At 69.3% G+C, this 15688-nt stretch carries 11 protein-coding genes and 2 pseudogenes; 6 read left to right on the forward strand and 7 right to left on the reverse strand.

Annotated elements, in window-relative coordinates:
• Positions 1-13: 13 nt before the first annotated feature.
• Positions 14-383: pseudogene (locus ABT245_RS46245) on the forward strand (transposase); the annotation flags it as partial.
• Positions 384-495: 112 nt separating this feature from the next.
• Positions 496-975 (forward strand): annotated as a pseudogene (locus tag ABT245_RS46250) (IS5 family transposase); the annotation flags it as partial.
• Between the two features lie 33 nt (positions 976-1008).
• Here ABT245_RS46250 and ABT245_RS31900 read toward each other — a convergent pair.
• Both ABT245_RS31900 and ABT245_RS31905 read right to left on the reverse strand, forming a co-directional pair.
• Positions 1009-1782, reverse strand: coding sequence for a cyclase family protein (locus ABT245_RS31900; protein ID WP_351740280.1), 774 nt, complete (start codon positions 1780-1782; stop codon positions 1009-1011).
• Between the two features lie 303 nt (positions 1783-2085).
• Positions 2086-2232: a hypothetical protein gene (locus tag ABT245_RS31905; RefSeq protein ID WP_351740282.1), complete on the reverse strand. Its 147-nt coding sequence runs from the start codon at positions 2230-2232 to the stop codon at positions 2086-2088.
• Positions 2233-2991: 759 nt separating this feature from the next.
• Between ABT245_RS31905 and ABT245_RS31910 the strand changes: the two genes are divergently transcribed.
• Together ABT245_RS31910 and ABT245_RS46255 are read left to right on the forward strand one after the other, a co-directional pair.
• Positions 2992-4371 carry an MFS transporter gene (locus tag ABT245_RS31910; RefSeq protein ID WP_351740285.1) on the forward strand — a complete coding sequence of 460 codons (1380 nt, stop codon included), beginning with the start codon at positions 2992-2994 and terminating at the stop codon, positions 4369-4371.
• A 165-nt stretch (positions 4372-4536) separates the two neighbouring features.
• Positions 4537-4914, forward strand: coding sequence for a hypothetical protein (locus ABT245_RS46255; RefSeq protein ID WP_502982238.1), 378 nt, complete (start codon positions 4537-4539; stop codon positions 4912-4914).
• A gap of 139 nt (positions 4915-5053) precedes the next feature.
• Here the strand turns inward: ABT245_RS46255 and ABT245_RS31920 are convergent, their stop codons facing one another.
• Positions 5054-5692, reverse strand: coding sequence for a TetR/AcrR family transcriptional regulator (locus ABT245_RS31920; protein WP_351740288.1), 639 nt, complete (start codon positions 5690-5692; stop codon positions 5054-5056).
• Between the two features lie 67 nt (positions 5693-5759).
• Here ABT245_RS31920 and ABT245_RS31925 point away from each other — a divergent pair, with 67 nt between their 5' ends.
• The gene (locus ABT245_RS31925) at positions 5760-7028 is read left to right on the forward strand and encodes a flavin monoamine oxidase family protein (RefSeq protein ID WP_351740291.1); all 1269 of its coding nucleotides are present in this window, start codon (positions 5760-5762) and stop codon (positions 7026-7028) included.
• Positions 7029-7117: 89 nt separating this feature from the next.
• On the opposite strand, the gene ABT245_RS31930 is transcribed toward ABT245_RS31925, so the two are convergent.
• The gene (locus ABT245_RS31930) at positions 7118-7780 is read right to left on the reverse strand and encodes a hypothetical protein (RefSeq protein WP_351740293.1); all 663 of its coding nucleotides are present in this window, start codon (positions 7778-7780) and stop codon (positions 7118-7120) included.
• 165 nt (positions 7781-7945) lie between these two features.
• On the opposite strand from ABT245_RS31930, the gene ABT245_RS31935 reads away from it, so the two are divergent.
• Positions 7946-8389 (forward strand): Lrp/AsnC family transcriptional regulator, encoded by a 444-nt coding sequence (locus ABT245_RS31935; RefSeq protein WP_351740296.1) that lies wholly within the window; start codon positions 7946-7948, stop codon positions 8387-8389.
• A 579-nt stretch (positions 8390-8968) separates the two neighbouring features.
• On the opposite strand, the gene ABT245_RS31940 is transcribed toward ABT245_RS31935, so the two are convergent.
• From ABT245_RS31940 to ABT245_RS31950, 3 genes are read right to left on the reverse strand one after another with little or no spacing between them, the layout of a single operon-like run.
• Positions 8969-11032, reverse strand: a complete 2064-nt coding sequence (locus ABT245_RS31940; protein ID WP_351740299.1) for a prolyl oligopeptidase family serine peptidase — start codon at positions 11030-11032, stop codon at positions 8969-8971.
• Positions 11033-11068: 36 nt separating this feature from the next.
• Complete coding sequence (locus ABT245_RS31945; protein WP_351740341.1) at positions 11069-12391, reverse strand: ABC transporter substrate-binding protein; 1323 nt, start codon at positions 12389-12391, stop codon at positions 11069-11071.
• Positions 12391-15645 carry a S8 family serine peptidase gene (locus ABT245_RS31950; protein WP_351740301.1) on the reverse strand — a complete coding sequence of 1085 codons (3255 nt, stop codon included), beginning with the start codon at positions 15643-15645 and terminating at the stop codon, positions 12391-12393. The genes ABT245_RS31945 and ABT245_RS31950 overlap by 1 nt, the downstream gene beginning before the upstream one ends.
• Positions 15646-15688: the final 43 nt, after the last annotated feature.

Here is a 15688-nt window from a genome sequence, read left to right on the forward strand (position 1 = left end):
GCCCAAGAGTTCAGTGCCACAGAACAGCCAGCAGAGGTCGGGGACGGCTCGCAGGGAACTCACAGACGATGAGTGGGAGTTGATCGAGCCGTTCCTGCCGATAGGCACGTCCGGACCGTATCCGGAGCATCTGCGGGAGCAGTTCGAGGGCGTGATCTGGAAGTTCCGCTCGGGTGCCCAGTGGCGGGAGATGCCGCCGGAGTTCGGGGTCTGGCAGACCGTCTACGACCGCTTCGTCCGGTGGCGTGACGCAGGCGTCTTCCTGGCGCTGATGGACGGGGTGATCGCCGAGGCGGCCCAGCGGGGTCAGACGGACTTGTCCCTGGTCAGCGTGGATTCCACGGTCGCCCGGGCTCATCACGACGCCGCGGGCATACGAGTCGAGGAGGAGGTCTTGTCGTCCCTGGAGAAGGACGCCGAGGCGTCAAAGGGGGCCGTGGGAGGGAACGAAAGCCGCAGGCCGAAGGTGAACAGGACACGTCCGACCCGGACCGGGAGGAACGGCGGCGCCTCCGGCGACGACACCTGGCCCGTCTCAAGGCGGCCCTGTTGGGCCGGCCGCGTGACGGCCTGACCGCCAAGGTCCACCTCACTTCCGATCCGCGCTGCCGCCCGCTCTCCTTCGTCCTGACCGAGGGACAGGCCGCCGACAGCCCCCGGTTCATCCCGGTCCTGGACAAGGTCAAGGTCCGAGGCCCGGTTGGCCGCCCACGCACCCGGCCCGACGCGGTCGCCTGCGACAAGGCGTACTCCTCCCGCGCCAACAGCGCTTACCTGCGCAGACGGAACATCAAGGCGGTGATCCCGGAGAAGGCCGACCAGGCCGCCAACCGCAAGAAGAGGGGAAGTGTCGGAGGCCGCCCGGTCAGCCACGACGCCGCGCTCTACAAAGATCGCAACGCTGTCGAGCGCCTGATCAACAAGCTGAAGGCGTGGCGCGGCATCGCGACCCGCTACGACAAGACACCCCAGAGCTAACTCGCCGGCACGGGACCTTCGAAACACGCCCTAGCGGGCGACGAGCGCCAGGACGCGGCAGGGGCTTCCCGAGCCGTTCACGATCGGCAACGGCGCGGCGATGAGGAGGGCGCCGGTGCGGGGCAGTCTGTCCACATTGCGCAGTTGTGTGAGTCCGTACTTGTTGGCACCGAGAACCATGGTGTGGCAGGGGAACGGCGGTTCCAGACCGAACGCGGCGCCCGCGTCGGTGCCGACCGTCTCGACCCCGAGGCCGAGGATGTTCGTGCTCTCGGCCAGGTATCTGGCCGCCGCGGGGGTGAGACCCGGGGTGTGCGGACCGCTCTCGTCCGCGTTGGCGAAGGCGACCGGATCGTCCCCTCTGCTGGACCAGCCCGTCCGGTAGACGAGCCACCCTCCGTCCTGGAGGGCGCCGTTCTCCCGCTCCCACTGCAGAATGTCCTCGACGTCGAGGAGGTAGTCCGGGTTCTTGTCCGCCTCCGCGGTCTTGTCGATCACCATGGCCGGCCCGATCAGGTTCCGCACCGGAACCCGGGAGACGTCATCGAGGTCCCGGCCGGTGATCCAGTGCACGGGGGCGTCGAAGTGGGTGCCGGTGTGTTCGCCGGTCCGGATGTTGTTCCAGTACCACGCGGGCCCGCGATCGTCGTACTTGCTGATCTCCTCCAGCTCGAAGTGCCATGTCTGACCGAACTCGGGCGGGAGCTCAAGGATCGGAGTACTGGATTCGAGCGGCGAGGTCAGGTCGATGACCTCCACCGCGCCGCTCGCGAGGTCAGCCGCCAGTGCGTTCAGATCCGCCATGTCCGTATCCTCTTCTGTCGGTGGTGCTGCGATGTGCGACGGTCGCACTGCCGGAGCGGGCGGGACCCATGACTGCGGGCGGCACGGTCCGCCGGGTCAGGGGGATGCCTTGGCGGTGGGCACTGCCGCATCCGACCTGCCGCCCGACCGCCGCACCCGGCGAGGGAACGCATCCATGATGTTTTCCATCTCTCTCGGTCGTCACATTCGCGCAATATTCTGCGGCGCGCAAGGGGCTTGCCGAAGAAGGCACCGGCAAAGTGTCGGACCCTTGGGACGGCACCGGACGAGGCCCCCTCGGGGCTACGGGCCCGAGACGGCCGGCCCGAGCCCGCCGTCGTGTCCGGACGGCGGCCGGTGCTCGAAACCGGCGCCGCCCTCCCGCGAGCCGACGGCCTCCGCGGCGGGCGCGCCGCACTCGACGTCGGTCATGTCGGCCGCATCGGCCACGCCGGCGCCTGGGCCGGTCGCCGTCGCCCATCACCCATCACCCATGGCCTGCCCGTTCCGGCCCCGGGCGGCCGGAACGACGGCACCGGGCATCGCGGACACCCCCCGGGAGCAGAAGGGCCGGATCGGCGCACGGGCTCCCAACTCCCGCCCGCACAGCGGTCCCTGGCACTCCCGCTCCGGATCCCGGCGCTCCGGCGGCCTTCGCTCCGCCGCCCGCGGGGCCGTACGGGAACGAGGGGCCGACGGTCCGCAACGGAAGGCATCCGGTGACATCTCACACCGCGCCCGTCCCGAGCACACGGCCCGCCGCCGAGCCCTTCACACTCCACATATTACGTAGCTATTGACTGTCGTCACGAACAGAGAATACTTGGCTGATATTCGGTGTCCGGATGACTCCGGACAAAGAGTGCCACACGTACGGCCGACACCATCCGCCCGCGTGGACTCCGCCCCGCGATGACAATGTGCCACTCGCACCAGGCCCCGGCCCGGACAACCCGCATCCGGAACCGCCGGACACCCTGAGACCCACCCTGTTCCCCGCGCCCCGGAGCACCGACACCACCGCCCCGGGGCACCTTCCGGCCCCAGCGGCCGTCGCCGACGCCGTCGCCGACCTCGCAGGGTCGAGCGCCCACGAGACGGCGCCCTCGGCCGGGGGCAGCGGGCCGCAACCGCCCGTGCTGCCGCCGTCCGGCCTTTGCCCCGGCCTGAAAACACACACCTTCCCGCGCGTCCCCCGAGGAGCGGTTCATGGATGAAACTCCCGGCACGTCAACGCCACAGACGACGACTCCTGTGCCCGCGGACCCGTCCGCGCGGATCCGCTCCCGCGGCTGGGTGATCGCCTGCTGTTGGTTCGCCATCATCGTCGACGGTTACGACCTGATCGTGTACGGCACCACGGTGCCGGCGCTGCTCAGCGGATCGTGGGCGCTGACCACGGGCCAAGCCGGACAGATCGGTTCGGCAGCGCTGGTCGGCATGATGATCGGCGCCCTGCTCGCCGGGGTGTTCACCGAGCGGGTCGGCCGACGCCGTCTGATGCTCGGTTGCATCGCGTGGTTCTCCGTGGCGACCGCGCTGTCCGCGCTGGCACCGTCGGTGGAACTCTTCGCCCTCACACGGTTGGTCGCCGGGGTCGGTCTCGGCGGCGTCATGCCCACCGCGATCGCGCTGACCCTTGAGTACGCCCGTCCCGAACGGCGCAGCACGGCCAACGCGGTGATGTTCTCCGGCTACTCCATCGGCGGGGTCCTGGCGTCGCTGAACGCGATCTGGTTCCTGCAGACGGCCGGATGGCGGGCCATGTTCTGGATCGGTGCCCTGCTCGGCGCGGTCCTGCTGGTCGTCCTCTGGGCCGCGCTGCCGGAGTCGGTCACCTTCCTCCTCGGACGGGGACGCCGCGCCGAGGCCGAGGCGCTGGCCGCCCGGTACGGGATGCCACTGCCGGAGCCGGTCCAGGACGAGCGGGAGCGCGCAGGCGTACGGGCCCTGTTCGAGCGCGGCTACGCGATGAGCACGGTCCTGTTCTGGTTGGTCACCGCCCTCGGGCTGCTGCTGGTCTACGGGTTGAACACCTGGCTCGCTCAGATCATGCGCGAGGCGGGCTACCCGCTCGGTTCCTCGCTCGCCTTCCTCCTCGCGCTCAACGCGGGTCCGATCCTCTGCACCCCCCTGCTCGGCGTGCTTGCCGACCGCATCGGCTCCCGCACTGTCATCACCGGCATGTTCACCACGGCCGCCGCCGCGATCGCGCTCCTGATGATCCGCCTTCCCACCCCCGCGCTCCTCGGCCTGGTCACGATCGCGGGAGCATGCACCATCGGCACCCAGACCCTGCTCACGGCCTATATCGGTGGTTTCTACCCGAAACAGCTGTCCGCGACCGGACTCGGCTGGGCCCTGGGTATCGGCCGGGTCGGCGGAATCGTCGGACCCGTCTACGGTGGCGCGATCCTGTCCACCGGCTGGGGACTCCACGCCGACTTCCTCTCGTTCGCGCTGCCCGCGCTCCTCGCGGCCGTCCTGATCACCCTGGTGCGCAGCCGAGGTCCCGCCGCGAGCCGCGCCGCGGACGGACACACCCGCCCGCACGGCCGCTACGCGGCGCCGACAACGGGCGGTCACTAGCTGGTACTCCAGCGGTACTTCGATGCCTGACCTGGGGAAACGTCGAGCGGTGGGAGTATAGCGGGCGGGCTGTTGTCACGAGTGGCTGCTGCCCGCCCGTGACAACGGCCGCCCCTCGGTCAGCTTGTGCCACCAGGGTCAGGTGGTGGCGATCCGCAGGTGTAGGTGCCGTCCGCCGCGGGTGAGGCGGGCGGTGGTGTGCAGGAGCCGGTAGCGGAAGCTCTTCGGCTCTGCGGCGGCCCGTTCGCCTTCCACCGGCAGGGTGAGCGAGTCCAGGCGAGCAAGTCGCTGGCGGCAAGGGCGAGTTCGAGCCCGACGGCATGGATGTGGAAGTGGCCGGGCGGGAAAGCGGCCGCAGCCGGTCGTCTTGCCGCTGCGGATGCGGTCTTCGACGCGGGCATGCGCGCGGTGGCGGGCTTCGAGGTGCTGTGCGGATCCGCTGACTGCCACGTGTGTGTCGGTGAGGAGCACCTGGTGGCGCATGCCCTCGTCCAGGCCGAACACTCCATGGCCGTCGGCCGAGACGACGAGCTTGGGGCATGAGGCGGCAGGTGCACGTGGAAAGTGCCTTGCTGCTGGAACGGCAGAAGCCTTCGGCCAGCCCTATCGGCCCAGTTCAGATGGCGCTTTCGTGTTCCTGCCCAAGATCCGGACGCCGCCCGGGCGAAACACCGAGGTTGGTCTAGTCGGCCAGGGCAGCGCAGTCGAGAGCGGCCGCGAGCCAGGCGCGGGTGATCGCGGCCGCGCGCGGCCAGTCGGCACCGGGACGGCCCAGTGCGATCTGCACGCCGAGGCCGTCCGCGATGGCACAGGCCCCCTGGGCGACCTGGTCGATGTCGGCCGGCTCACGCACCGCGCCCGCTTCCACCGCGAACCGGATCGCGTCGCGGACCAGTTCCAGCCACTGCTCGTAGGCGTCGGCCGTCTCCTGGGCCAGCTCCCCGTCCCGCAGCGCGGTGCGCCAGTACTCCACCCACAGCATCCACTCGGCCTGCGCGGCGTCCGCGTTCGTCTCCTGGGCGACGAGATGGTGGGCGACGATCCGCAACCGCTCCAGCGGGTCTTCGGCCTCCGCGCTGCGGCGTCTGGCCTCGTTCAGGTACTGCGCGGTGCGGCATCGCAGGGCTTGGACGACGAGATCCTCCCGGCTGCCGAACAGGTACTGCAGTGTGCTGATCGACGCGCCCGTGCGCGTGGCCACATCGGAGAAGCGGGTGCGCTCAAAGCCGCGCTCGGCGACCACGTCACCGGCCTTGGCCAGGATCTCCTCCTTCCCGCGGGACGCCCGGCGGGGGGTGTGTGCGCGCTGCGATGCTGCCATGTTGACACCCTAGCCGCTGGTATCCATCACTGGTAGCTTCATACCAGTTCTCAATACGGAGGGGTAAATGGACGCCATCGTGATCGGGGCCGGTCTCGCAGGACTGGTCGCGGCAAGAGAGTTGGAAGCCTTTGGGCGCGAGGTGACGGTGCTGGAGGCGCGGGACCGGGTCGGCGGTCGCACATGGACGGCTCCCTTCCCTCAGGTAGGAGCGCATGTGGATCTGGGAGCCGAGTGGTTCTCGCCGCATGTGCACACGGCCGTGGCCCGTGAGCTCGACCGTTACGGGCACGGGAGCTTCGTCCCGGACAGGGGTGAGCACCGCTGGCGGCTGCTCGGCGAACTCACTTTCGGTGAGGACCCGTTGTCCTGCGAGGAGCGGGAACAGTTCCGCGCGGTGCTGGCCGCAATGGACGCGGACGCAGCCGCGATCGACTTCGAGCGACCCGACTGGCACACGGACCTGGAGCACCTCGACATACGGTTCGCGGACTACCTCCAGGGACTGGGATGCGGCCCGCGGGTCGGCGCCCGCGTGCTGGCGCGGGCCTTCGAGTTGATGGGCGCTCACGAGAGCGAATACAGCGCGCTGCATCTGCTGCACGAGTTCACCGGCTTCGGGTCCACTGCCGGCGCCTTCGACTCCGAGTCGCGCCGGGTGGCACCCGGAACGGACGCCCTGGCCCGCTCGGTCGCGGCCGAACTCACCGACGCGGTGCGGTTGGAGACCGCAGTGATCTCGGTGGATTCCGGGCCGCAGCGATGCGTGGTGACCACCGCGGCCGGAGACCGGCTGACCGCCCCGACAGTGATCGTGGCAGTCCCGGTCAACTGCCTGAACGGCATCGCTTTCACCCCGGCGATGCAATGGGTGAGGCCGCACGCGGGACGAGCGGCCAAGACATGGGTGCGCGTCGAGGGTGTCGACGCGGACGCAACGTCCGGCGGCTGGCCCGGCGTGGTGGAGACCTACGCGGTGGCGGGAACCCATGGCACCGCGTTGGCGGCGTTCCAGCTCAACGGAACCACGCCATCGGACGCCGACCTGGCCGCGGACCTGGTCGTGCGCTACCCGGATGCAGTCCTGCACGAACACCTCGCCCACGACTGGTCGGCCGACCCCCACGCCCGCGGCACCTGGTGCACCGCACGCCCCGGCCAACTCGCCGAACTCCAGAAGCTGGCCGACCAGAAGCCACCCGTCCTCTTCGCCGGCGGCGATCTCTCCCGCCGCTGGATCGGCTGGATGGACGGCGCCATCACCTCCGGCGCCGACGCGGCCGCACGCGCCGACGCCTATCTCTCCGGCCGCCCGGTCCCCGCCGCACAGGGCTGAGGCCGCGCGACGCCCCGGCTCGGTGCAAGGCCCCCGGTCCCGGCGGTCGGTCCGTTCCCCTGATCGTGTCCGGGAACGGCTGTGTGGCATCACCCCGTTCGCCACCTTGGTCCGACGTGGGAAGACGTCAACCCACCTTGGCCGCAGACGCGTTGGCGTGCCTGCGAACTGGGCCGCGCCGGGCGGCTTGCGCGATGCCCGGCCGCAGGGGACGCCGTAGAACGCTGCCCGCCCCCGCACGTGGGCGCCGGCTCCGCCAGGAGGAATGAGGGGCAGTCGCCCTTGAGACAGCTCAGGTCGGAGTTGCAGGACGGCTGGTGGATGCGTGTCTTGCGGCCGAACTCGGTGTCGACGGGCTGCACCGACAGGCATGTGGACTGCTCGGCGCAGTCTCCGCAGCCTTCACACACGCGCTCGTTGACGACGACCTTCGCGGTGGGTGCCGGCAGCGTGCCGCGCTTGCGCAGCCGGCGTTCCTCGGCCGCGCACCGGTCGTCGTGGATCAGCACGGTGACGCCCTCGACCACAGCCAGCTCGCGCTCGACTTCTGCCAGGTCGTCCCGGTGGCGCACCGAGGCACGCGGGTCGAGACGCACACCGCGGTAGGCCCCCGGCTCGGGCGTGGTCACCACGGTGCGCCGCACGCCTTCCAGCGCCAGCAACCGGGTGATCGCGGCGACATCGAGACGGCCCTCGACGCTCTGCCCTCCGGTCATGGCGACGGCCTCGTTGTAGAGAAGCTTGTACGTCATGGTCACTCCGGCGGCGACGGCCGCGCGGACGGCCAGCGAGGTCAGATGTTCACGGACGCAAGTACTTGACGTGACTTGGCCGCACAGACGCAAGGAATCCATAGACTGAGCGCGAATTGCTCGATTCAATTGCGTCCATCTGCCGGGCGGGAGAGGCATCCGACGATGTCGTACGAGTTGGATGAGATCGATCACAAGCTGCTCGGCCTGCTACAGGCGGACGGCCGCCGCTCATTCTCCGAGATGGCCCCAGAGGTCGGGCTTTCCTTGGCCGCGGTCAAACGGCGGGTGGACCGCATGCGCCAGGCCGGGGTCATCACGGGTTTCACCGTCAAGGTCGATCACGCCAAGCTGGGCTGGGGCATCGAAGCCTTCACTGAGCTTCGCTACGCCGGTACCACCAGCGTCAGGGACATCCTCAGCAGTACGACCCGTACACCTGAGGTACAGGCGGTGTTCACCATCGCGGGAGACCTCGACGCCTTGGTGCACATGCGGGTACGCGACATCAACCACCTTCAGGAGGTCATTGACCGCCTGCGCGGCTCGGGCAAGATCATCGGGACCAGAACCCTGATGGTTCTCGGGTCGTGGACGAGGGAGGAGTGAGACACCCAGGCGACCAGGCGGGCATCGGGAGCGGCCAGCGCCAAGAGCTCGCAGCTCGCGCCCGCCCGGGCCCGCGCGAACCGCTCGCCGAGCGCGGGCGCGAAGTCCGCGAGGACCGCCGACGAGGTCCCGGCGGGTTCGTCCGTGAAGTGGGGTGAGTGCTAGGGCGTGTTTCGAAAGTAGCGTCGTCCGCCCGAAGGGCGGGGCCCGCGGCGTCTGGTGCGGTGCATCGCAAGGCGGAGGGCCGTCCGCGTACTGGGCGTACGCGGACGATCCCGACAACGCGGCGTGGGGGCACCTCCCGGCCGAAGGCTGGGGGAGTGCCGTGCCAGGCGCCGCGGGCCAGACGGGACTTTCGAAACACGCCCTACACCGGTGACCAGCGGCTGCGCGTCCTCGGCAGGCCCGGTCTTCGCCGCGGCAGCAGTAATGGACGCGCGCCTCCTCGGCCGGCCCCCTCTGTGTGGCCCGTCCGCGCCACGTCGCCCCGCCGGGTAGTCCCAGCTCGCCTGGTCATCTCGGCGCGGGTGTCCAGCGCCTGCTCACGAGACATCGTTTGAGGCGGCGGACATCTACGGCTCACTGACCTTCGCCCAGCCGCCGCCAGAGGAACTCGAAGATCAGCGACCAGGTGTGGGCCAGTTGGCGGTTGTCTGCGGCGCCGCCATGGCCGCCCTCTATGTTCTCGTAGTAGCTGACGTCCAGGCCGAGGTCGCGCATCGCTGCGGCCATCTTGCGGGCGTGGCCGGGGTGCACTCGGTCGTCGCGGGTCGACGTTGTGATCAGAACCGGTGGGTACTGTCGGTCTGCCTTGAGGTTGTGGTACGGCGAATAGCGCCGCAGGTACTCCCGTTCCTCGGGTACGTCCGGATCGCCGTACTCAGCCGTCCACGAAGGCCCGGCGAGCAACAGGTGGTACCGCAGCATGTCGAGCAGCGGCATCTGGCAGACGACCGCGCCGAACTTCTCCGGACAGCGGGTGAGCATCACCCCGGCCAGTAGCCCACCGTTGCTTGCGCCGCGTATCCCGAGCCGAGCGGGCTCGGTGATCCCTCGCCGCACCAGGTCGTCGGCAACTGCCGCAAGGTCTTCGAAGGCGCGATGACGGTTGGCCTTCAGCGCCGACTGGTGCCACCGAGGGCCGTACTCGCCACCGCCTCGAATACCGGCCTGGACGAACGTGCCGCCCCGAGCCAGCCAGCCGCGGCCGATCAGTCCGCTGTAGCCGGCGGACAGTGAGACCTCGAACCCCCCGTACCCGGTGAGCAGCGTCGGTCCCCGCCGGGTGCCCGGGCGGCGGACCACGAAGTACGGTACCCGGGTCCCGTCGTCGGAGGTGGCGAAGAACTGCTCGGCCACCAGGCCGGTGGCGTCGAAGAAGGCCGGTTGTCGCTTGAGCGGCTCCGCCCCGGGCTCCGGGTGCGCCAGGTCGCCTCGCCAGTAGGTCGGCGGTTCCGTGAAGCCGGAGGTCATCAAGAAGTACTCATCGCTGCCGTCCGGATCGGTGGCCATCACCCGGGCTTCTCCGTGCTGCGGCACGGGGACCGGCCGGCGTTGCCATCCCTTGTCGGTCGCGGTGAGGACCGTCAACTGCGGGCGGACGTCGACCAAGGTGTCGAGGATCAGATGCCGCCGGGTCCAGGCGTGTGACCGCAGCGAGCCGTTCCTGCCCGGCTCGAAGAGCACGCTGAGGTCGCGGCCGCCGGCCAGGAAGGATTCGAGCTTCGCGGCGAGCAGCGCGCCCGCCGGGTACTCCGCGTCGCCGAGCCTCCAGGGAGAACGGGTCCGGATCAGCAGCCACTCGCGATGCAGGTCGACTTCGGCGTCGTCTGGGACGTCAATCCTGATCAGGTTGTCGCCGACCAGCAGGAAGTCCTCAGTGGTGTCGACGAACCCGCTCTTTCTGGTCACCCCGCTGCGTATGAACCCGTTCGAGGGGTCGTGCCGGGCGGTGACCACCATGTCGTCCGGTTTCCCTTCGAACACCTCCGTCGAGCTCGCCAAAGGTGTTCCGCGACGCCACCGTCTGACGCTTCGCGGATAGCCCGACGAGGTCAGCGACCCCGGACCGAGGTCGGTGCCGACGAAGATCTCGTCGATGTCGATCCAGGACACCCAGGTCTTGGCTTCCGGTAGCTCGAAGCCACCCTGGACGAACCACCGCTCCCGCAGGTCGAACTCCCGCACGACGACCGCGTCCGCGCCGCCGCGCGACAGCATGACCAACGCCCGCTCCAGGCTCGGCCGCAGCACTTCGGTGCCGGACCAGACCCAGTTCTCGTCCTCGTCCACAGCCAGCTGGTCGACATCGAGCAGGACCTCCCAACTCGGCTCGGGCTTGCGGTACTGCTCCAGGGTGGCGCGCCGCCAGATTCCGCGCGGGTGGTCGGTGTCCTGCCAGAAGTTGTACAGCAGCTCACCACGTCGCTGCACCACTGGAATCCGCTCATCGGAGTCGAGTACCTGGAGCAGTTCGTCGTACAGCCGGTCGAACCGCTCCCCCGCCTCCAGGTCGTTTGCCGTGTCGGCGTTGCGCTCCCGTACCCAGGACAGCGACCTCTCAGCGGTGATGTCTTCAAGCCATCTGTGGCGATCCGGTTCCGTCAGGTCCCTCGTCCGTCGGACCTTCTCGTCCGCGCTCACCTGTCGTCCTCCCTCCACACCTCACACCCGTGACGCTCAGCCACGAGACACCGGATGCGGGCCACTCGCGACCTTCAGACAGCCACAGGCGTCGTCGCCCTTGAGGTCCCACACCTGGGAGGCGCCGGCCCGGCCATGGCTGAAGTCCAGTGGGATCCCGAACGCCGAATCGAACTTGGTGAGCTTCGACAGGCCGTCGAAGAAGGCTGCCGTTGACGGCTGCTTGGCACCGCTGGCCTTGAGCGCCTCGACGGTCAGTCCCAGCGTGTCGCAGCCGGTGAGCAGGGAGTAGGTTGTCGTCGGGTCAATCTTTTGCCCGGTCCCCGCAGCGGCTTCTGTGCAACGTTTCGACGCCGGTGTCTTGGGCAGGCCCGGGAGTGGGTCACCGCTCCCAGTGGGGGCGTAGTTGCCGAGGGTGGACACCACGTGGACCTGGTGGGCTGGGTACTTCAAGTTGATCAGGTACTCGGGATAGACATTGTTCAACGTCCCGAACGGTGGTGTGTACTTTTGGCCGACCATCGCCTGCGCCAGCCGGAGCAGACTGCCGCCCTGGCTGTCGTTGAGGAAGACGACGCGGTCCACCTTGGCCGCCTTCAACTTCAGCACATCCGAACTAGCTTCGGCCTGAGTCCCCTCATCGCCCTTGCCGATCAGCACGAACGGGTTCTTGATGCCCAGCCTGGCCAGCTCCTTGACCAGGACGTTGTTGATTGTCGCGGCGTAGTCGCCCCCGGGGTTGACCACCCCGACCCTGGTCGCGCCCTTGAAGAAGCCCTGCGCGGCAAGCCGTCGGACCAGGGTCCGGGAGGCGGTCACATCGTCGAGCGCGTACGGTGCGACGAGATCGGGGGACTCCGCCAGCTCGTCCTTTTTGATCAGAGCGGTACGCAACACGTTCACCGTGCGGGTGCTGCCGACACACCCAGCCTGCTCCAGCTCCTTGGTCGAGCTGAACGACGCCTGACCCTGCGTCACAAAGCTGTGCCGTTGACGGACGGCCAGATCACAGATCGACCGGGTGGCCTCGAAGATTGACTTCTCGTTGCCCTTGGCGCCGTCATACATCGGGACCGTCGCCAGCTTCCGGCCGGCAACTCCCCCGTCGGCGTTGTACTGCTCGAGGTCCTTCTGCAGCGCCGCGTAGACCGGGCTGTAGGAAGTCCACAGGGTGGACTGTCGGTTCGTGACCCCGATCACCGCGACGGTGATCTTACTGTCAGTGATGCCGGGTGATCCGGACAGCGGCGGGTACTTTGCCGATTCGGTCGAAGCTCCCTGGTGGGTTGTCGCCTGACAGCCGCACAGGACCGCCATCATCGCGAGCGCGAGCGCTGTCCGCCGTCTGCGTATACGCATCAAGAACACCTCCTGTTGGGGTCGCCGGTGATCCACCGGGGACCTGCCGTCGTGAAGAGCAATGCGGCCCAGCCGAGCGGCATGTGCTGGACCGTGGTCTTCGCTCCCACCGCGGAACCGAGCCACTCGTACGGGTCCGTCCGCACGGGTTGGGATCGGGTTTCGTCGCTGTCCACCGTGATCAGAGCGGCCGGTGCCCTGTGGTCCGGCATTGCGCCGAACCACAGGTGTGTGGTCGTCGACCACTGGGCGCCGGCGGGGCGTTCGGCCGCGGTTTCGGCGACGCTGAGCGACCCGTGCACCGGGTTGGTGACCAGGTCCAGGTAGTCGTAGGACGCCGGCCCGTCCGGCGCCTCGAAGGCGTCCACCACCACAACCCAGCGTCCGGGGGCCGGATCCCGCGCGAACAGCGTCCCGCCGGTCCGATGGCCGGTCTGCTTCTTGACCAGCCGCGGCCTGTCGGCGGTGCAGTCGAAGAGGTACACATCGAGGTCGAGTTCGTCCGTGTCGGCGCGGACGTCGGCCAGCAGCAGGTCCGAGCCCGGGGCGACGTCGATCCGGTGCAGCCGTGGGTGTCGGCCGGCGACCTGGTAGCGGTCGGCGTGGGCCGTCCCCAGCGGCCGGCTGCGGACGCCACCGGTGAAGGCGGCGAAGCGGTTGATCAGGCTCCAGACGATGTCCTGGTGTTGCCCGGCCTCTGGTCGCACCGGCTCGGTCACCGGTGCCGCTGGGGACAGTTCCACGCCGTACAGGTCGGCGCGGAGCCGGCCTGTGCGGATCTTCCCCTCGATGAGCCGATACCGCTCGTTCTTCCCGAGTGTGCTCTGGCCGCGGAGGCACGCCTCCCAGACTCCCGGTACCGGGTAGCTCCAGGTCTTCTCGCACCGGCCGTACTCGGCCTGGTCTTCCGGGTGTTCGCCGGGCAGGAGGTGTCCGCCGTGCGGCGGCGTCGCCACCAGGTCGGGGCCCTCGAACCGGATCGCCGCCGCCCCGGGTGGGACGTGGATGAACCGTGAGCCCGGCCGGCCGACCCGGTACTCGACCTCCGTGTCGAAGGAGAAAGTCGCGGCGAGGTCGTCCACGTCGGCGGCCACCACGGTGGCCGGCACCCGCTGTTCGGCCAGCGGGTTGCTGGGGTCCCTGAACACCAGCACCGCGCTGTGCACCCCGGGTGTCGACGGCGCGACCTCGATGGCGATCTCGACCCGCTCGTCCCGGGGCAGGATCGCCGTTTCGGCGCAGCTGAAGGTGCCGTCGTTTCCCAGCCAGGACAGCTCCACGGGCAGCGGCGGCGGTCCTCCGGAGGTCCGGGTCACCGCGATCATCGAGGTGCGCCGGTCACCGACCCTCCAGCCCTCCCGCTCGAACAGCCCACGACCGCGATGCGGCCTCTGCAGGTGGGAACTCACCGCGGTGCGCACCGGAGCGTCGATGTCCAGGCGCAATGCGGCTGCCCGCGCAGGTTCCGCGTCCGCCAGCTCCGCCAACAGCCGCCAGGCGGCCTCCACCTGGATCAGCCCGTGTCCCTGGGCGTGTGCCGGCACGTCGGCCAGATAGCGGGCCGATCCGCACAGTGCCCGCCGTAGACGGTCCGCGTCGTACCGGATTCCCTCCTGTCTGGCCGCACTGATCAGCAGCGCAGTGGCAGCCGCCGCCGACGGGGCCGCGGTCGAGGTGCCGCCGGCGATCCCGTACCCGCTCGGCAGTCGATGCGGGCCCGTCCGGTGGGTCTCGTAGCCGAGTTGGCTGGACAGCAGGTTGCTCGGCGCCAGGAGCAGCGGAGCCATTCCGCCGTCGCCGGCCGGCCCGTGCGACGAGGCCTCGTGCAGGTTGTCCTCATCCGGTACCAGCAGGCCGTCATTGATCCGGTAGCAGTCCTGTGACTGGTAGCCGCCGACGGCGATCACTTCGTGCGCGGCGGCTTCCTCACCGACCTGGTTGAGCCACGCCCAGTTGGACGCCGGCACGAACAGCGGCTTGCCGTACACCTGGACCAGTCGCTGCGCCACTACGGCGGTGATCGACGTGCCGTCCTTGGGCAGGTAGCCGACCGCGGTGGAGAGGGACCACTCGTGGACCACCAGGTCGATTCGCGGGTCGCTCATCGCGGCGATCAAGGCCTCGATGTATGTGGCCGGCGTGGAGCTCGCGTCGGCCGGGTGGGGGTTCACCGAGATGATCCGCGTGCCAGGGGCGATGCCGTCGTATCTGCCGTGCTCGCCCCGGCTGCCGAACGTGGCCCCGGCGATTCCGGTGCCGTGCGAGCCGCCCCCGATGTTGATCGCCACCGCACCCCGGTCGGTACGGATCTTGACGCTGAACATCGTCGACTCGCGCACCGGGGCGGTCGAGTCCGGGTCCCCGAAGATCCCGATGTCACCGTGCTCGGCATAATCGGCCAGCTCGCGCTCGTCGGTGAAGTCGTTGTCCTGGTCGGTGTCCACCCACACCCGTCCGGCGCGCCGGTCCCACAACACCGCGAACAGCGGACTCGACCCCTCTGGATTGCCGTCGCGGCGCAGGTCCTTGCGTCCGAAGTACATCGTCCGCTCGTCGAGGAAGCCGAGCTCGAACTCTCCGTTCCGGCCAGTGGTATAGCGCCGGCCATCGAGGGTGAAGCCGCCGTCCACGGCGGTCACTCGCTGCCAACGGGTCACCCATTCGGGGCCGCCGTCGATCGCCGGATCCATCGGGTTGACGTTGTCCAGGACTTTCCGGACCGGCATCCCGTCGATCGCTGTCGCGGTCTGGAACTCCGGCAACAGCTGGTCGATGAACCCGTCGATGATCCCCACCGTGACACCCCGGCCGTCCCAGGAGGGGTGTTTCTCACGCCAGTCCTGCGCTGCCAGATCAGGCAGCGGGGAGTAGGGCGACGCGATCGGATCGGTCAGCCGCGACAGGCGTCGTGCCGCACCGTCGATCGCGGGACTTGCGCTGGGCGGCAGGGGCGGCGCCTCGACGTCCGGCATCGGCGGTTTCGGCACGGTGGTGCTCCCGGAGTACGTCACCGAGACGGTGTGCACCGCCGGGTGACCGACAACCGCCTCGATGGCGTCCAGCGGCATGGCGGCCTGCAGATAGCCGATCGGGTCATGCCGGCGGAGCACTGATCCCCCTGCGCCGGCGACCGCGTCGGCCACCTCGTCGCCGCGGCCGTCAACAGCGGCCAGCAGTACGGTCGCCAGCTCCTCGCCAGCAGCGTGGGCGAGGGCCAAAGCGCTCCTGCTGTCCTTGTACAGCCGTCCCGTCATGAACTTCCCTTCCCTTCCGGTCGTTTGGAGTCGGCCGACGCGG

The sequence above is a fragment of the Streptomyces sp. NPDC001508 genome (assembly GCF_040298665.1).
In the GTDB taxonomy this organism is placed as follows: domain Bacteria; phylum Actinomycetota; class Actinomycetes; order Streptomycetales; family Streptomycetaceae; genus Streptomyces.